This is a genomic window from Paraburkholderia sediminicola (assembly GCF_046027825.1).
GTDB lineage: Bacteria > Pseudomonadota > Gammaproteobacteria > Burkholderiales > Burkholderiaceae > Paraburkholderia > Paraburkholderia sediminicola_D.
Window position 1 is genome coordinate 1 of sequence record NZ_JAQQDU010000137.1, and the last position, 17,733, is coordinate 17,733.

Sequence of the window (17,733 nt, forward strand, 5' to 3'; positions counted from 1 at the left end):
CATGTCTCCGGTCTATACACCGGCCGCTAAGAGAAGCAAGAGAAAGCGGCTCAAACCGCAAATTCTTAAGCGGGTCCCCTGGCTTGGAGGGGGCAGTGGTGCATCTGGAATCCGTGCCCTCGCACATTTAGCGTCAGTGACAAAGAAGTCATCAGCTCCCACTCCGCACTGCGTGCGTCGCGGATGGGTCTGCCGGGGAAACCAGGGGGCTTCGTTCGTGCACGGTGGGTGCCATCGGCTTCGCCTCGGTGAGGCGCTCCCACGCTCATTGGCGAACCCCTGCTTCGAATGAAATGCGGATGCGGTGCACTCGCTGCGCGGCCGTAGCAGCAGTCGCAGTTGCGCTTGCTGCCGCGATGCACTGACGAGTCAGGGAGCTGCGCACACAGCGTGAGTGAAAGCGTAGCCGGCGGATTTATGAAGGACCCTTCGGCGCGCGCAGCGCCGCCGGAGGTATGACTGCTTTGTCACCGGCGCCGAATGTGCGAGGGCACGGATTCCAGATGCACCACTGCCCCCTCCAAGCCAGGGGACCCACTTAAGAATTAGCGGTGTGAGCCGCTTTCTTTGCTTATCTTTCTTTGCGGCGGCAAAGAAAGTAAGTGCCGCCCCGCACAGGGGCAACGCCAATAGACCAATAACAAAACAAGGAAAGGCCCACGCCGCAGGCAAACAGACATGCCGCCGCCAAAGGCAAAAGAAAACCGCTACAAAACCCTGGCAAGCAGCGACAACACCATAGAAAGCACCAACGTCGACATAAACGGAAACGGATACTCCCGCCCAAAGAGCCGCAAAGTAACATCACCAGGCATCCGCCCAATCCCGATCTTCCTGAGCCACGGCCAGCAGGCCGACAACACCGCCACCGCAACAAACGTAGTCAACAGCCAGCGGATCATCGCCAACCCCTAAGGCAAAAAATCACAGCGTATGTGACCGGTCGCCACTGGAAAAAGCCTGCAGCGTATCATCCAGCCCGCGCGAAAACGCGATCACCTTGAACAGTTCGCCCATCTCCGCCTCGGACAATAACTTCTGCACCGCATTCGCCGCAGGCAAAAACCTCGCCGTGTCCGTTGGATCAAGCGCCGACAACGCCTCGGTAATCCCCGCGTTCAACAGGAATCGCGCTTGCGAAGTGAACCCCAGTAAATCCGCGCCAGCTTCGACGCCGGCTTCGGCAATACCGGTAAATTCCACGTGCGCCGTAATATCCTGCAAGCCCGGATAGACAAACGGATCGCCATGCGCCCGGTGCCGGTAATGGCACATCAACGTGCCCTGCGCACGCTGCTCATGGTAGTACTCGTGACGAGGAAAACCATAGTCGATAAAGAAGGCCGCGCCACGCGTGAGCATCGTGCAAATGGTCCGCGTGAACGCCCGGGCGGCGTCGTGCGTCTCGGTCACGTAGTCGTCGCTGGTCGTTTCGATCTCGGCCAGAAACGCAATGTCCGCATCCGCCGATACCAGACGGTCGTCGAACGCAAAAGCCTCATCCCGCCACACCACGCCGCGCTCGTGCCAGGCGCCGCCGGTAAAAGCGAAGAGCCGCACGGGCATGGCGTCCAATACCTCATTGCCGATCACCACGCCTTCGAATCTTTCCGGCAACGCGTCCAGCCAGCGCACCTTCGCAGCCAGCGCCGGTGCGGCGGCTTCGATCGTTTCGCGTTGGCGCTCGCGCAATTCACCCGACAAATCCACGATCGAGTAACTGTCGAATTCGACGCCCAGCGTCTCAAGCGCCTTCAGCAAGCCGGCGGCGAGTTTGCCCGTGCCTGCGCCAAATTCCATCAGGTCGCGCGTGTCGCTGGCCTGCAAGGCCTCGGCGAGCGGGCGAGCCAGCGTCGTGGCGAACAGCGGGGACATTTCCGGTGCCGTCACGAAGTCGCTGCCGTCGTCGCCGCGCAGGCCGAATTTGCGGGCGCCGCCGCTGTAATAGCCGAGTCCCGGCGCGTAAAGCGCGCGCTCCATATAGCGGTCGAATGGCAGCCAGCCGCAGGCGGTTTTGAGCTCCGCGCGGAGCTGTGCGACCAGCGCTTCGGACTGCGCAAGCGCGCTCGGGCCGGGAGCAGGTAAACTATCGGGTTGGTGAGCTTTCGGATTCATCCCCACATTGTAAATGACCGCTTCTCTGGACACCGCTGCCGCCCGCGCGCCTGAAACGCCGCGCATCGTGCTGATTACCGGCGCCGCCCGCCGCATCGGGCGGGCGCTCGCGCTCGGCTTCGCCGCGCGTGGCTGGGACGTGGCGGTCCATTACGGGGCGTCGCGGGAGGAGGCTAACGGCGTGGTCGCGGAAATCGTCGCCTTGGGCCGCCGGGCGGTGGCTTTGCACGCGGAATTGGGCGACGAGGCCCAGGTCGAGCAGCTTTTACCGGCCTGTACGGCCGCGCTGGGCCGCCCGGCGTGTATCGTCAACAATGCGTCGCGCTTCGAAGAAGACACGGCACGCAACGTCGGTTACGACCTGCTGCTGAAACTGACCGCGATGAATCTCGGCGCACCGCTGGTGTTGGCGCGTATGCTGTTCGAGGCCACGCCGGAGGCCGCGCGTACCAACGAAAGCCAGCGCGGGGTGGTGATCAATGTGCTGGACCAGAAGCTGTACAACATGAACCCGGACTATCTGTCCTATACGCTGTCGAAAGCCGCGTTGCAGACAGCGACCGTTGCGCTGGCGCAGGCGTTGGCGCCGAAAGTGCGCGTGGTCGGGCTCGCCCCGGGTCTGACGATGCAATCCGGCGATCAAACGCCGGCGAGTTTTGAAGAAGCTCACCGTACTACGCCTCTGGGCCGCGCGTCGCGGCCGGAGGATATTGTCGCCGCCGCGCTGTATCTCGCCGATGCAGCGGGCGTCACCGGAACGACGCTGGTGGTCGACGGCGGGCAGCACCTCGTGCCGCTGCCGCGCGACGTAATGTTTTTGACGGGCGCCTGAAGCGCGCGTGTCTGTTGCCGGGCCGACCGGCGGCGCTCGCGCGTGTTGAAGTGCCCACTTGAGTGCTCAGCGCTCTTTTTTCGACTGGAACGAACATGTTTGCCGCTCTTTCGCATCCCCGGCTCGCCGATTGCCGCCGGCTCTTTCTGCGCAATTACGAAGTGCACATCAACATCGGCGTGCACGACTTCGAAAAGCGCGGCGAACAGCGCGTCGTGATCAACGTCGAACTGTTCGTGCCGCTCGCGCTGTCCACGCCGGTTCAGGACAAATTGAACGAAGTCGTCGATTACGACTTCATGCGCTCGACCATCGCGCGCCGCGTCGAACAAGGTCATATTCACCTGCAGGAAACCCTCTGCGATGACCTCGTCAAGGCACTGCTCGCTCATCCGCAGGTGCGCGCCGTGTGTGTTTCGACCGAAAAGCCGGACGTTTATCCTGACTGCGACGCGGTGGGCGTCGAAGTCTTCCGTATCAAAGAGGATTGAGCCATGAATGCTCAGGAAATCCTGAACGACACGGCGGCCCCCGGGGCTGCGCAGGCCGCGCACGCCTCAGCGGTTAAAGCGCCGCTCACGCGCCGCGAGCAGAAAGAAGCCTACGAGAACAACAAGCTGTTCAAGCGTCTCGCGCGCCAGGTCGGTGAGGCGATCGGCGACTTCAACATGATCGAGGAAGGCGACAAGGTGATGGTGTGCCTGTCGGGCGGCAAGGACAGCTACGCGATGCTCGAAATCCTGATGCGGTTGCGCGAACGCGCGCCGATCAATTTCGACATCGTCGCGGTGAACCTCGACCAGAAGCAACCGGGCTTTCCGGAACATGTGCTGCCCGAGTACCTGAAGCAACTCGACATTCCGTTTCACATTGAGAACCAGGACACGTACAGCATCGTCAAGCGGCTGGTGCCGGAGGGCAAGACCACCTGCTCGCTGTGCTCGCGTCTGCGTCGCGGCATTCTGTATCGCGTGGCGGGCGAGCTCGGCGCAACCAAGATCGCGCTCGGCCATCATCGCGACGACATCCTGCAAACGCTGCTGCTGAACATGTTCTACGGCGGCAAGCTGAAGGGCATGCCGCCCAAGCTGCAATCGGATGACGGCAAGAACATCGTGATCCGTCCGCTCGCTTACGTGAAGGAAACCGATCTGGAAAAGTACGCCGAGCTGCGCGAATTCCCGATCATTCCGTGCAACCTGTGCGGCAGCCAGCCGAACCTGAAACGCGCGGAAATGAAGGCGCTGATCCGCGATTGGGAGAAGCGTTTCCCGGGCCGCATTGAGAACATGTTCAATGCGTTGTCGAACATCGTGCCGTCGCATCTGATGGATCACAAGCTGTTCCCCTTCGCCGGCCTGCGTGCAAGCGGCGAGGCCGATCCGCAAGGCGATATCGCCTTCGACGAAGAGCCGTGTTCGACCGATGCCGGCGACGGCACGCCGTTCAATGGCGCGAAACCGATCTCGATCGTCCAGTTCGACGATATGTGAGCGTCGGAGCGTCGTGGGAACACGCAGTTAACGCGCGGGAAACGAGCGATTCCGCGCATTTCTGCCCGCTCTAAGGCCGCGCGAGCGGCCTTTGTCGTCATGGGCTGCATGATAGAATCGTCGGCTCCAAACTCGTCAAATTGCCGACGCCATGAACATCGTGATTTTGGCGGCAGGCACCGGTAAGCGCATGCGGTCCGCGCTTCCCAAGGTGCTCCATCCCCTGGCCGGCCGGCCGCTCCTCGCTCATGTCATTGACACCGCTCGCGCGCTCAAACCCACGCGTCTGGTCGTGGTGGTCGGTCATGGCGCCGAAGCCGTGCGGCAAGCGGTAGCGGCACCGGACGTCCAGTTCGCCGCGCAGGAGCAGCAACTCGGCACGGGCCACGCGGTGCAGCAGGCGTTGCCGCTGCTCGATCCATCCGAACCCACGCTGGTGCTATACGGCGATGTGCCGCTCACGCGCGCCAGCACGCTGCAGGCGCTGACCGATCGCGCGGGCCGGGACGGCTACGGCGTGCTCACCGTCACACTCGACGACCCCAGCGGCTATGGCCGCATCGTGCGCGATCAGCACGGCAAGGTGTCGCGCATCGTCGAACAGAAAGACGCGACGCCCGAGCAGCTCAAGATCGCCGAGATCAACACGGGCATCATCATCGCGCCGACCGGGCGCCTCGGCGGCTGGCTCGCCGCGTTGAAAAACGACAACGCGCAAGGCGAGTTCTACCTGACCGACGCAGTCGAGATGGCGATCGAAGCCGGTCTCGAAGTTGTCACCACCCAGCCGGACGAAGCGTGGGAAACGCTCGGCGTGAATAGCAAGCAGCAGCTTGCCGAACTCGAACGGATTCATCAGCACAATGTCGCTGAGGCGTTGCTGGTAGCCGGCGTGACGCTTGCCGATCCGGCTCGCCTCGACGTGCGCGGTACGCTCGAATGCGGCCGCGACGTCTCGATCGACGTGAACTGCGTTTTCGAAGGCCGCGTCACGCTGGCCGACAACGTGACTGTCGGACCGAACTGCGTGATCCGCAATGCGACGATCGGCGCCGGTACGCGCGTCGACGCGTTCACGCATATCGAAGGCGCCGAGGTCGGCGCGAACGTCGTGCTCGGCCCCTATGCGCGGTTGCGTCCGGGCGCGTCGTTGCAGGACGAGTCGCACGTCGGCAACTTCGTCGAGGTGAAGAACGCGGTGCTCGGCCATGGCTCGAAAGCGAACCATCTGACGTATATCGGTGACGCGGATATCGGAGCGCGGGTGAATATCGGCGCGGGTACCATCACCTGTAACTACGACGGTGCGAACAAATTCCGCACGATCATCGAAGATGACGTGTTTGTCGGTTCGGACACACAACTCGTGGCGCCCGTGCGCGTGAAGCGTGGCGTGACGATCGCGGCGGGCACAACGGTCTGGAGGGATGTCGAAGAAGACATGCTGGTCCTGAACGATAAAACTCAAGTTTGCAAGCCGGGCTATGTACGCCCGGTCAAGAAGAAAAGCTGATGGGCGTGACGCGCGCGCGGAGCGCGCTCCCTGAAACCCAGCACTGAAAAGGAATAAGCCATGTGTGGCATTGTCGGCGCGGTTGCGCAACGTAATATCGTCCCCGTCCTCATCGAAGGACTGCGTCGCCTCGAATACCGCGGCTACGATTCGTGCGGCGTGGCCGTGCTCAGCGACAGTGGGCCGCGTCGCGCTCGCAGCGTCGCGCGCGTGGCCGACCTGGACGAGCAGGTGCATGAGAGCCACCTCGAAGGCATCACGGGTATCGCGCATACGCGCTGGGCGACGCACGGCGCGCCGGTGACCGACAACGCACACCCGATTTTCTCGAGAGATGCACTCGCGTTGGTACACAACGGCATCATCGAGAACTACGAGTCGCTGCGCGAAATGCTGCGGGGTAAGGGTTACACGTTTGTATCGCAGACCGATACAGAGGTTATTGCGCACCTGATTCACAGCCTGTATCGCGGCGATCTGTTTGCCGCGGTGCGTGAAACCGTCGGGCAATTGCACGGCGCGTACGCGATCGCGGTGCTGCATAAGGATCAGCCGCATACGGTGGTCGGCGCGCGACAAGGTTCGCCGCTGGTGGTAGGGCTCGGCAACGGTGAGAACTTCCTCGCTTCGGATGCGCTGGCGCTTGCCGGCAGCACCGAACGCTTCATCTTCCTGGAAGAAGGCGATGTCTGCGAACTGTCGCTCGATGGCGTGCGTATCGCCGATCGTGACGGCATCGAAACGCAACGCGAAGTGCGCCAGGTCGCGGCGTATGGCGGCGCGGTCGAACTCGGCCCGTATCGTCACTTCATGCAGAAGGAAATTTTCGAGCAGCCGCGTGCGATTACCGACACGATCCCGCAAGCCGACGCGTTCGACGCGTCGATATTCGGCGAGGGCGCCGACAAGGTGTTCGCGGATATCGACAACCTGCTGATTCTGGCGTGCGGCACGAGCTACTACTCGGGACTGACCGCGAAGTACTGGCTCGAATCGGTCGCGAAGATTCCGACTCAGGTTGAGATTGCGAGCGAGTATCGCTATCGCGAGTCGGTGCCGAATCCGAAGTCGCTGGTGGTGGTGATTTCGCAGTCGGGCGAAACGGCAGACACGCTGGCGGCGCTCAAGCATGCGCAGTCGCTGGGGCATAAACATACGCTGGCGGTGTGCAATGTCGCGACGAGCGCGATGGTGCGCCAGACGGAATTGTCGTTCCTGACCCATGCGGGCCGCGAGATCGGTGTGGCGTCGACGAAAGCCTTCACGACGCAACTGGTTGCGCTGTTCGTGCTGGCCGCGACGCTTGGGAAGCTGCGTGGAAAGGTGAGCGCGGAGCAGGAAACCGAGTATCTGAAACAGCTGCGCCACCTGCCGGCGGCGTTGAATAGCGTGCTGGCACTGGAGCCGCAGATCATCGCGTGGTCGGAAGAGTTTTCGCGCAAGGAACATGCGTTGTTCCTCGGGCGCGGCTTGCATTACCCGATCGCGCTTGAGGGCGCGCTGAAGCTCAAGGAGATTTCCTATATTCACGCCGAAGCGTATCCGGCTGGCGAGTTGAAGCATGGGCCCCTGGCGCTCGTGACGGAAGCGATGCCGGTGGTGACGGTGGCGCCGAATGACGCGCTGCTGGAGAAGCTGAAGTCGAATATTCAGGAAGTGCGTGCGCGCGGCGGTGAGCTTTATGTGTTCGCGGACGCGGATACGAAGATCGTCAATGACGAAGGCCTGCATGTGATCCGGATGCCGGAGCACTATGGTTTGTTGTCGCCGATTCTGCACGTGGTGCCGCTGCAGTTGCTGGCTTATCACACGGCTTGTGCGCGTGGAACCGATGTGGACAAACCACGGAACCTGGCGAAGTCGGTTACGGTGGAGTGAGGCTGATAAGGCGCGGGTGAAATAAAAAAGGACCCGGTGTGTTGCCGGGTCCTGTATCGCCCATCATCCAGGCGAGGCGCCTCATGTGCACGGCGCAGCACCTGCGCGTCCTGCTGTCTCGGCGCTGGTTTTCCTGTCGGCCCGGCAACGGCAACGCCCCTTCACTTCCTCACCACCTCCACCGCGGCTGCCGAAACAAACTCCGCGCGCACGCTGTCCCCGACTTTCAACTCATTGAGTGGAATGCCGGCCGCAGCCCTCAGTACCTGCTGATGCTTCGGCCCACGTAGCGTCACCATCCGGCTCTTGCGGTCGATTTTCAGCACCGTCGCGACAACTTGCACTCTATGCGCCGACGACGCGTATCCCCCTGAAACCGGTATCGCCGCCGTCGTCTCGATGCGCTCACGCACACCTTTGGTCGTCACCTTGTCGATGTGAAGCAGCAGCGCCTGCTGGTATGCAATGTTCAGCTTGTCGCCGACCCGCAGTTTCCTGACATCGGCCAACTGGCGATTGACGTCGACATCCGCCAGATGGCCGTGCGGGCCACGCAGCGTGACGCTGTTGGTGGCCGGGTAGATCGCTACGACACGGACCTGGGTGTGAACGACCTCGGTTTTACCGAGCGCCTCCTGACCGGCATCGGCGTTAGCGTCCTGAGCGAAGCCGGATTGACAGAAAGCGGCCATCAGCACCGCCGCACTCCACATCGCCGCGGCCGATGAGCCCACTTTGCGTAGACGAGTCATCCGTTGCTCCCAAAGTGACCATCTCAAATGACGATCCCGAGTGACTAACCGAAGCAACCCAAAATCCCCAAGCTACGCTTACAACTCCGGACGGGCCAGGTCGCTGGCCACGATGTGCTCGCCATACACCTGCGCCGCCGCGACGGCTTCCAGTTTGGTCGCGTAAGGCCCGAGTTCCGGCGCGCCGTCGAACGGGAACAGCAAGCGGCCATCGGTGGTTCGAACCACTTTCAACACGCCGAAAAAACGCCGGTAGCCAGCCAGCTTCGATGTGGCCGACACTTCAAAATCTTCCTCCGACGTCGCGGGGACGCTGGGAATAAACGCGATCTTGCTCATACCTGAAAACATCTCTTGTTCAATGGGGCGGCGCCCGCTCGACAGGCTAAGGCTACGCCCGGTTGTCCCGGGAAGACAGTCACCGGCGGCCCCATTGTCTCAAATCCCGGCGCATTCAACCGGATGCACGATCAGCCGACCAGCCGCCACGCCCATCCCGCTGCCTCGATTACCCCAGCATGCCGGGCAAGCCGCCCGCCAGATCAGGCGCCGTTAACCGCCGCGGCATGCTCGGCCGCTAGCGCGACATCCCGCTCGGTCACCTTCACGAAGCTCGGCCGCGAGCAGATGCGCTGGGCATACTCGAGCACGACCGGCGTCTCAGGCACCAGCTTGAACATCATTCCCCAATGCAACGCGATGCCCCACAAGATATCCGCCGCCGACATTTTGTCTCCAAGCAAATAGGGCGATGCCTGTAGCTGGCTCGTCACGGTTCCGAGCATCGAATCGAAATCGCCGTACGGTGAGGTAGAGGGCGGAGCCGGTTCGCGCTTCATCGCCTTGTCGACCAGCGCCGGTTCGTAACAGGCCGCGTAGTACGCCAGCCATCGCAGATACGGTCCGCGCGTCGGATCGTCGAGCGCCGGCGCGAGGCCCGCTTCGGGAAACAGGTCGGCCAGATAGATAACGATGGCGACCTGTTCGGTGATCAGCGCATCGCCGTGAAGGATCGCCGGCACTTTGCCGAGCGGATTGATTGCGAGATACGGCGCCTTGCGCTGCTCGCCGGCTTTCATGTTCAGCACCTTCAACTCATACGGTACGCCGAGTTCCTCGAGCAGAGTAACTGCGCTGACAGAGCGGCACTGCGGCGAGTGGAACAGCGTGATCGTGCGGTCGGTAGTCATGGCGGAGGCCTTCTAAGTGAGTGTCTCGTGGGAAGAACCAGCGTCCATCAGGCGCCGGATGCCCCCATCCTAAGCCTCCATACCTGTCAGTTTGTGTCAGGTATGACTACACTTGTTCGAATGAGAGCCAGCCGCCTCCTTTCCATCCTGATGACCTTGCAAGCGCGCGGACGCGTGACCGCGCAGTCGCTCGCCGACGAATGCGCGGTCTCGCTACGCACCATCTATCGCGACGTCGACGCCTTGTGCGCCGCTGGCGTCCCTGTCCACAGCGAGCGTGGCGCGGAAGGCGGCTATCGTCTGCTCGACGGATACCGTACGCGTCTGAACGGTCTGTCGTCGCAGGAAGCGGAGGCGTTGTTTCTCGCCGGTTTGCCGGGACCGGTACAGGCGCTCGGTCTCGGCGCCGTGATGGCCGGCGCGCAAACCAAGTTGCTTGCCGCGTTGCCGGTCGAATTGCGGTCGACCGCGGAGCGCATGCGCTCGCGCTTTCACCTCGACGCCCCGGCCTGGTTTTCCGACGCGGATCAGCCCGCGAATCTGCCGTTGATCGCCAGCGCGGTGTGGGAACAGCATCCGCTGCAGATTCGCTATCAGAGCTGGAAAGCTGAAAAGTTTCGCCGGATCGAACCGCTCGGCATTGTGCTGAAAAGCGGGGCCTGGTATGTGGTTGGGCGGGTCGATACGGACATTCGCATCTACCGCATTTCTCGCATTCTCGAGTTGAGCCTGCTGGACGAGACTTTCGAGCGCCCACTCGCCTTCGATCTGGCGGCCTACTGGCAGGACAGCACGCAGCGTCTGTCCGAAGAGATGTATGCGAACGAAGCGACGCTGCGTCTGTCACCGTGGGGCATACAGATGCTCGAAGCCTTTACCTCACCGTTCGCGCGTTCAGCCGCGAAAATCGGCGAGCCGGATCCGGCCGACGGCTGGCGCATGGTCACCCTGCCGGTTGGCTCGATGAGGCAGGCGTGCGCGGAGCTGCTGCGCTTTGGCACCGAGGCCGAGGTCCTGGCGCCGCCCGAATTGCGTGCGTGCATGGCGGAGGTTGCGGCGGCGCTGCATCAGCGTTACGCGCAATGAAGGCATCGTCTCGCCGTTTCAGCGAACGATATATATGTTGCCTGAGATGATCGACATGTGACGTAACGGTGACGCTTTTCACGGCGCCGTCATACACGCTGCATACAGTTTGCCCGCGAATAAAACTCTAATCCCCAAGGGCAAAAACAATGTCACAGCGCAGCGGGTTGCGTGCTTTCTTCATGGTCGTTTGCGCGGCCTTAGTTGGTCTTATCGTCGCCGCGTGCGGATCATCGTCGTCCTCGTCGCTGACTCAGACCGGACAGCAGCAGATCAAGCACGTCTTCGTCATCACGCTCGAAAACGAAAACTACGCGACCACCTTCGGCGCGAACAGCAAGGCGCCGTATCTGTCGCAGACGCTGGCTTCACAAGGCGCGATGGTGCAGCAGTACTACGGCACGGGGCACGTGAGCCTCGACAACTACATCTCGATGCTCAGCGGTCAGGCGCCGACGCCGGAAACGGACAACGACTGCATTACCTATCAGGACTACAACCTGACGGGCACGACGCCGGACGGTCAGGCGATCGGCTCGGGCTGCGTGTATCCGGCCAGCATCAAGACGCTGCCGGACCAGCTGACGGCGGCGGGCCTGACATGGAAGGGCTATGAAGGCGACATGGGTAACGACCCGACGCGCGAAGCCGCTACCTGCGGCCACCCGACGCTCAACACGACTGATCTGACGCAAACGGCCGAAGCGCCGAGCGCGGCCGTACCGCTGGGCGATCAGTACGCAACGCGTCACAACCCGTTCATGTACTTCCACTCGATCATCGATTCGCCGAACTGCGGCCAGAACGTCGTGAACCTGAACAAACTCACGACTGATCTGCAATCGATCTCAACCACCGCCAACTTCAACCTGATTACGCCGAGCCTGTGCGACGACGGTCACGATTCGCCTTGCGTGAACGGCCAGCCGGGCGGACTGGTCAGCGCGAATACGTTCCTGCAGAAGTGGGTGCCGATTATCACCGCCTCGCCGGCGTTCCAGCAGGATGGTCTGCTGATCATCAACTTCGACGAAAGCAGTTACGCCACCGTGACGCAGTCTGCGTCAGGCGAGGATCTGATATTCGCCGGCGCGACCTGCTGCAGCCAGCAACCGGGTCCGAATCTGGCGGCGTTCCCGCAGACTTCGTCGCTGGCGTACAAGGGCTTGACGATCAACCTGACCAAGCAGAGCTTCGGCGGCGACCAGACGGGTGCGGTCATGATCTCGAAGTTCATCAAGCCGGGCACGGTGTCGACGGTGCAGTACAACCATTATTCGATGCTCAAGAGCATTGAAGACATCTTCCAGCTGGGTCATCTGGGCTATGCGGGGCAGGCCGGTCTGGTCGGGTTCGGCAACGACATTTTCACGAACCTGTAAGCGACTCGATGCTGTTTTTTGCTACCCGATTCACCGCGAGCACCGCCACGCGATGGGCGGCGCTCGCCGCGCTGGCCAGTGCCGTATGGCTGCCGTTGCCGACAGCCGCAGCGTCGGCGCCGGCCGACGCGAAACCCGTCTACAGCGATGCCGCGGCGCTCGGCAAACTGATGTTCTTCGACGCATCGTTGTCGGCCTCGGGCAAGATGTCGTGCGCGAGCTGTCATAACCCGTCGCACGCGTACGGGCCGCCCAACGGTCTGGCAGCGCAGCTAGGTGGTCCGCACATGCACTCGCAAGGCACGCGCGCCGTGCCGAGCCTGCGCTATGTTCTGAACCGCACGCCGATGTGGAGTCACGCGCAGGCTGCGAGTCTCTCGGAACGAATCGAGGATAGCGACAACGCGCCGGTCGGCGGTTTCGGCTGGGACGGGCGCTTCAACCGTCTGCACGATCAGGCGAGTTTTCCGCTGTTCAATCCGGACGAGATGGCCAACAAGGATCCGGCGGCCGTGCTCGCGAAACTGGCGCGGGCGCCGTATGCCGCGCGCTTCAAGGAAGTGTTCGGTCAGAACATCTTTGCCGACCCCACCAAGGCGTTCGCCCAGGCGATGTACGCCATCGAGCGATTCGAACTTGAAGACCCGAGCTTTCATCCTTACACCAGCAAGTTCGACTACTATCTTGATGGAAAATTGCAACTAACGGCACAGGAGTTGAGAGGCAAAAAGCTGTTCGACAATCCGACGGGCGGCAATTGCGCCTCCTGCCATATCGACCAATCGGGGGTCGACGGCTCCCATCCGCTTTTCACCGATTTCAACTTCCAGGCGCTCGGTGTGCCGCGCAATCCGGAGCTGCGTGCGAACGCGGACCCGAAGTACTTCGATATGGGCCTGTGCGGTCCGCTGCGCACCGATCAGTCGAGCGACAAAAGCAACTGCGGACTCTTCAAGTCGGTGTCGCTGCGTAATACGGCAACGCGCCAGGTGTTCTTCCACAATGGCCGCTTCCATACGCTGAAAGACGCGCTGCGTTTCTACGTCCAACGCGATACGAACCCGGGCAAGTGGTATCCAAAAGACGCGCACGGCAAAGTCGACAAGTTCAACGACTTGCCGGTCGCGTTACGGGTGAACGTCGATACGACCGACGAACCGCTCACGCGCAAAGTCGGCGAGCGCCCCGTTTGGTCAGAGCGGGATATCGACGATGTCGCCGCTTTCCTCGCCACGCTGAACGACGATTACGTGCTGAAACCGGGCAAGTCGAAATAGCGGCGCAGACGCGCCAGCCGGCCGCTTTTCCTAAGACGAATTTCGGCCGTTTGGTGCCTCTTTTGGGGGCAGAGCTATAATGCGCGAATCCCCTTTCTTTCCCGCCCTCCGTTATGAGCCGGTTACTTTGCCTGATCGTGCTTTCGCTCGGCCTGATGCAAACCGCAACGGCCGACGAAACCAATGACCGCATGTCCGCGTATCTGACGCAGAAATTCGGTTTGGCAAAGGAAAAGGCTCAAAAGATTTCCGACGCGGTGCAGTCCGCCGCTTCGAAATATTCACTGCCGCCGGCACTGCTGCTGGCGATCATCTCGATCGAATCCCGCTTCAAGGAAAAGGCCAAGGGCGCCAACGGCGCGACCGGGCTGATGCAGGTGGTGCCGGGCGCTCATCGTGGGCTGTTGAGGAACGTCAAGGACCTCACTGAGCCGACCGCCAACATCGAAGTGGGCTCGGCGATCCTGTACGGCTACATGCGCTCGGCAAACGGCGACATGAACGCCGCGCTCAAGAGTTACGGCGGATCGCAGGCTTACGCGAAAAAGGTGAGCTTGCGCGTTGAAGATTTCGCCGACGTCGCCGGCCCGCAAGACGTCGCATCGCGTCCGGACGCACAAGCCAGTATGTGCGAGGCGGACCGTTGTCCGGCGCCGGACAACTGGGCCGACGCTTTTACGATACCGGCACCGACCGACAACACCGCCGGCGCGGCGACGCCGCAAAGCGCATCGCCCGCAATGTCGCACTGAGCGGCAGTAGTCTCTTATTTTTCCTCTTTGTCGTGCCCCGCGCTGAAGCCGCGGAAATGAGCCGTCACGTCGTGTCAGCCGGCGCTGCGCGCTTTTTACGCACACCTGGCAACCGCTCTACAATGCATTCCCATTCGAGCTCACGCCGCGCCTCTTCCGATCGACCATGTTTACCTCGTTTTCCAAAGTCACTGCCGCCTCGCTTCTCGGCCTGCTAACGCTTGCCGCTTGCAGCAGCACCCCGCAACCGAAATTCCAGCAGGAATTGTTCGAAACGGGCGCGAGCCCTTACGCCCGAAATTTCAACTCGAGTACCACGGATACCTGCGAGGCGGCGCGCAGAGCCCTGCTGAGTCAGGGTTATCTGACGACGATGACGCGCACCGATACCGTCGATGGAACGAAAAATTTCCAGCCGACCGGCGATTCACACGTCGTCGTCGAGTTTCATGTGGTGTGTACGCCGGGGGAGGAGGCGAGCGATACGAGCATCGTTTACGTCAATGCCGTGCAGAACGGCTTTGCGCTGAAGAAAAGCGATACCTCGGCGAGCGTCGGGTTGAGCGTGCTGGGTTCGCTGTCGCTGCCGATCCGTTCGAACAGCGATGCGATGGTCAAGATTTCGAGTGAGACCATTCCGTCGGGCAAGTTCTACGATCGCTTCTTCGGCCTCGTCGATCACTATCTGCAAACCGTGGTGCGCACGCAGCCGGTTGCAAACAGCCGCGTCGAGACGCGCATGTTGCCGGTGCCGGTGGAAGCAACCCTTCCAGCGCCGCTTCCTGAGATGCCCGATGCAATCGACAAGGCTGCTTCGGCGCAATCGGCAAGCGGAGCCAGCAGCGTGGTGCCTTGATGCATCCACCGATGTTTGTCGGGTTTGGGCTGATCAAGGCCTGATCAGCCTTCGATCTCATCACGCTGCGGCACTTATCCTATGTCTTTTACTTCATACGTATATATATGTAGTAATAGTTAACAAGGGTTAACCCCTTCTGTGGATAAGTCCTAAATATCCCGTCACATCAATGTCATGCGAAATCCATAACCCTGCGGAACACGTCCGTAGAAAAACTACAAAGTTGGGATAACTTTGATGGGACAGGCCTCGCGTCCCGTCTTATCAAGATTCCGCACACAGGCTCTCCGATGGGCTATCCCGAAGTTATTCATAGGCAATTGTGGATAACTTGGGCATCCAGCCATAAACCACTTGCGCATCCGGCCGTAAACCACTTAGGGGGGCCCCAGTTTTTTCGTCGACGCCATCCGCTCGCCACCGTACAGACCGCGACCGTCCAGGCGTGCACATTGAAGCTGGAAGGTACAAAGATTGCGTCTATGTTTTTGCAAGCGCAACTGTTGCTATTTAGTCAAAATCATTTCAGCAACGCCCTATCCAGGCATAGAGTTAAAGTGTTTTCTGAGGTTATTGGTGCAGTGCGGGGGTGTGCGATGAAACGCAGAACAGCACGACAGCTAGTCCGTCTTCTCTCGGATATCAGACATGCCAGCCACTGCACTACGCTGCGGGCGGCGGCTACTAACCGGGCCATATCCCTCGCATCCTCCGAGCATGATGAGGATGGCGCCGACAGCGACGAAAGCAGCGAAGCCGCGCGCGAGGCGAATCACGACAAGCCTGCCCGGAGCGGATCATGAGAGCCGCCAGCGAACAATCGTTGCGCTTTCTGGTCGAGAAATGGCTGGCGCCTGGGCCGTCGGCCCCGATTCACGTGACCGAATTCAGCCGCACGCGGCTTGGCGGCAGGCGTTATGTGCGCGTGGAGACGTCTCCAGAAACCGGATCGCGCGGTCTTTTTTTCTTTCGTCACGACGACGGCTGCTGGTGCGTGTTTCCGCCCACCGCAGATACACCCAAGATGTTCACGCAGCCGCGCGCCGCATAAAGGCGCTGGTCACGCGGCGGTCTTCCGGCAGGTGCGTCGGCGGGGATCGCCGAACCGGCGACCCCCGCGCTTTGCCGTTACCCCGCTTTGTGCTTACCCCTTCACGCACACCACCTGCCGCAGCGTGTGTACGACCTCGACGAGACTACGCTGTGCTGCCATCACCGCGTCGATGTCCTTATAGGCCATCGGGATTTCGTCGATCACGCCTTCATCCTTACGACATTCGACGTGCGCAGTCGCCTTGATCTGGTCTTCAACCGAGAAGCGCCGCTTTGCTTCGGTGCGGCTCATCGAGCGGCCCGCACCGTGGCTGCATGAACAGAAGCTTTCCGGGTTGCCGAGCCCACGCACGATAAAACTCTTCGCGCCCATCGAGCCCGGAATGATGCCGAGTTGGCCCTTCTGCGCGGACACCGCACCCTTACGCGTGACCAGAATGTCCGTGCCGAAGTGATGTTCCTTTTGCACATAGTTGTGGTGGCAGTTCACGGCGTGCTCATCGATCGAAAACGGCTTGGCGATGATCGACTGCGCCGTACGAACGACCGCGCCCATCATCAGTTCGCGATTCTGCCGCGCGTAGTTCTGCGCCCAGTCGACCGCTTCGACGTAGTCATCGTAGTGCACGCTGCCTTCTTCGAAGTAGGCGAGATTGCGGTCCGGCAGATTCGCGATGTGCTGCCGCATATCCGCTTGCGCCAGTTCGATGAACAGATTGCCGATCGCATTCCCGACGCCGCGCGAACCGCTGTGCAGCATGAACCACACGCTGTCCGCTTCGTCGATGCACACTTCCACGAAGTGATTGCCGGTGCCGAGCGTACCGAGGTGAACGTAGTTGTTGGTCCGCGCGAGTTTCGGATACTTGTCGACGATGCGCCTGAAGCCATCGGCGAGCGATTTCCACGCAATGTCGACCGGTTGCGGCGGCCGATCCCATGCGCCCGGATCGCGTCGGCCCGATGCGCGGCCATGCGGCACAGCGCGTTCGATCGCACTGCGCAGTCCCGCCAGCGAATCGGGCAGATCGGCCGCCTTGAGCGTGGTGCGCGCGGCCATCATGCCGCAGCCGATGTCGACGCCGACTGCTGCCGGAATGATCGCGCCGAGCGTAGGAATCACGCTGCCGATTGTCGAGCCTTTGCCTGCATGCACGTCCGGCATCACTGCCAGATGCTTGAAGATGAACGGCAGCTTGGCCGTGTAAGTGAGTTGATCTCGCGCGAAGTCGTCGATCGCGACACCTTCGGTCCACATCTTGACCGGCTTGCCGTCCGCGACTTCCATCAGTTGGTAATCCATTTTTCTTTTCTTCCCTGTTCTCATTTCGACTGGCGGTGGCACGTAGAGGTGCGGCACGCGCCTGGCTGGATGCGTCAGCTACGGCATCCAGTCGAGCTATGTATTGCGAGGAGCATGCCAGCGTCGCTGGATGCTCGGGTCATCGCATCTTAAGTCATTGATGTGAATCATAAAGAGGCCGTACGCACTGTGGGTTTTCCGCGCTCGAGGGCAGTCGAAATGAGCTAACAATTGATATGATCCGCTAG

17 protein-coding genes are annotated in these 17,733 nt (G+C 61.3%); 11 read left to right on the forward strand and 6 right to left on the reverse strand.

Annotated features, from left to right (window positions below):
- Positions 1 to 707: 707 nt before the first annotated feature.
- Together PQQ96_RS38835 and PQQ96_RS38840 are read right to left on the reverse strand one after the other, a co-directional pair.
- On the reverse strand, positions 708 to 902 hold the full coding sequence (locus PQQ96_RS38835) for a DUF2905 domain-containing protein (protein WP_408302248.1): 195 nt from the start codon (positions 900 to 902) through the stop codon (positions 708 to 710).
- A 22-nt stretch (positions 903 to 924) separates the two neighbouring features.
- A complete protein-coding gene (locus tag PQQ96_RS38840) occupies positions 925 to 2,115 on the reverse strand; it encodes a class I SAM-dependent methyltransferase (protein ID WP_408302250.1) in 1,191 nt (396 codons plus the stop codon).
- Positions 2,116 to 2,128: 13 nt separating this feature from the next.
- Between PQQ96_RS38840 and PQQ96_RS38845 the strand changes: the two genes are divergently transcribed.
- The 5 genes from PQQ96_RS38845 to glmS all read left to right on the forward strand — a co-directional run bounded on the left by PQQ96_RS38845 (position 2,129) and on the right by glmS (position 7,831).
- Positions 2,129 to 2,947: an SDR family oxidoreductase gene (locus PQQ96_RS38845; protein ID WP_408302252.1), complete on the forward strand. Its 819-nt coding sequence runs from the start codon at positions 2,129 to 2,131 to the stop codon at positions 2,945 to 2,947.
- A 95-nt stretch (positions 2,948 to 3,042) separates the two neighbouring features.
- Entirely contained in the window at positions 3,043 to 3,438 is a 396-nt protein-coding gene (locus tag PQQ96_RS38850) for a dihydroneopterin aldolase (protein WP_074281934.1), read from the forward strand.
- Between the two features lie 3 nt (positions 3,439 to 3,441).
- Positions 3,442 to 4,440, forward strand: a complete 999-nt coding sequence (gene ttcA / locus PQQ96_RS38855; protein WP_408302254.1) for a tRNA 2-thiocytidine(32) synthetase TtcA — start codon at positions 3,442 to 3,444, stop codon at positions 4,438 to 4,440.
- A gap of 151 nt (positions 4,441 to 4,591) precedes the next feature.
- A complete protein-coding gene (gene glmU / locus PQQ96_RS38860) occupies positions 4,592 to 5,953 on the forward strand; it encodes a bifunctional UDP-N-acetylglucosamine diphosphorylase/glucosamine-1-phosphate N-acetyltransferase GlmU (RefSeq protein ID WP_408302256.1) in 1,362 nt (453 codons plus the stop codon).
- 60 nt (positions 5,954 to 6,013) lie between these two features.
- Positions 6,014 to 7,831, forward strand: a complete 1,818-nt coding sequence (gene glmS / locus PQQ96_RS38865) for a glutamine--fructose-6-phosphate transaminase (isomerizing) (RefSeq protein WP_408302258.1) — start codon at positions 6,014 to 6,016, stop codon at positions 7,829 to 7,831.
- 161 nt (positions 7,832 to 7,992) lie between these two features.
- On the opposite strand, the gene PQQ96_RS38870 is transcribed toward glmS, so the two are convergent.
- The 3 genes from PQQ96_RS38870 to PQQ96_RS38880 all read right to left on the reverse strand — a co-directional run bounded on the left by PQQ96_RS38870 (position 7,993) and on the right by PQQ96_RS38880 (position 9,773).
- A complete protein-coding gene (locus PQQ96_RS38870; protein ID WP_408302260.1) occupies positions 7,993 to 8,583 on the reverse strand; it encodes a hypothetical protein in 591 nt (196 codons plus the stop codon).
- A gap of 78 nt (positions 8,584 to 8,661) precedes the next feature.
- Positions 8,662 to 8,922, reverse strand: a complete 261-nt coding sequence (locus PQQ96_RS38875; protein ID WP_408302262.1) for a DUF6723 family protein — start codon at positions 8,920 to 8,922, stop codon at positions 8,662 to 8,664.
- Positions 8,923 to 9,125: 203 nt separating this feature from the next.
- Entirely contained in the window at positions 9,126 to 9,773 is a 648-nt protein-coding gene (locus tag PQQ96_RS38880; protein WP_408302264.1) for a glutathione S-transferase family protein, read from the reverse strand.
- A gap of 102 nt (positions 9,774 to 9,875) precedes the next feature.
- On the opposite strand from PQQ96_RS38880, the gene PQQ96_RS38885 reads away from it, so the two are divergent.
- The 6 genes from PQQ96_RS38885 to PQQ96_RS38910 all read left to right on the forward strand — a co-directional run bounded on the left by PQQ96_RS38885 (position 9,876) and on the right by PQQ96_RS38910 (position 16,180).
- Positions 9,876 to 10,859 carry a helix-turn-helix transcriptional regulator gene (locus PQQ96_RS38885; protein ID WP_408302265.1) on the forward strand — a complete coding sequence of 328 codons (984 nt, stop codon included), beginning with the start codon at positions 9,876 to 9,878 and terminating at the stop codon, positions 10,857 to 10,859.
- 149 nt (positions 10,860 to 11,008) lie between these two features.
- Positions 11,009 to 12,241 (forward strand): alkaline phosphatase family protein, encoded by a 1,233-nt coding sequence (locus PQQ96_RS38890; protein ID WP_408302267.1) that lies wholly within the window; start codon positions 11,009 to 11,011, stop codon positions 12,239 to 12,241.
- A gap of 8 nt (positions 12,242 to 12,249) precedes the next feature.
- Positions 12,250 to 13,518 carry a cytochrome-c peroxidase gene (locus PQQ96_RS38895; RefSeq protein ID WP_408302269.1) on the forward strand — a complete coding sequence of 423 codons (1,269 nt, stop codon included), beginning with the start codon at positions 12,250 to 12,252 and terminating at the stop codon, positions 13,516 to 13,518.
- A gap of 113 nt (positions 13,519 to 13,631) precedes the next feature.
- Entirely contained in the window at positions 13,632 to 14,270 is a 639-nt protein-coding gene (locus PQQ96_RS38900) for a lytic transglycosylase domain-containing protein (protein ID WP_408302271.1), read from the forward strand.
- Positions 14,271 to 14,436: 166 nt separating this feature from the next.
- Positions 14,437 to 15,126 (forward strand): DUF2242 domain-containing protein, encoded by a 690-nt coding sequence (locus PQQ96_RS38905; protein WP_408302272.1) that lies wholly within the window; start codon positions 14,437 to 14,439, stop codon positions 15,124 to 15,126.
- Between the two features lie 802 nt (positions 15,127 to 15,928).
- A complete protein-coding gene (locus PQQ96_RS38910) occupies positions 15,929 to 16,180 on the forward strand; it encodes a hypothetical protein (RefSeq protein ID WP_408302274.1) in 252 nt (83 codons plus the stop codon).
- A 93-nt stretch (positions 16,181 to 16,273) separates the two neighbouring features.
- Here PQQ96_RS38910 and PQQ96_RS38915 read toward each other — a convergent pair whose 3' ends face one another.
- Complete coding sequence (locus PQQ96_RS38915) at positions 16,274 to 17,485, reverse strand: RtcB family protein (protein WP_408302275.1); 1,212 nt, start codon at positions 17,483 to 17,485, stop codon at positions 16,274 to 16,276.
- Positions 17,486 to 17,733 lie beyond the last annotated feature (248 nt).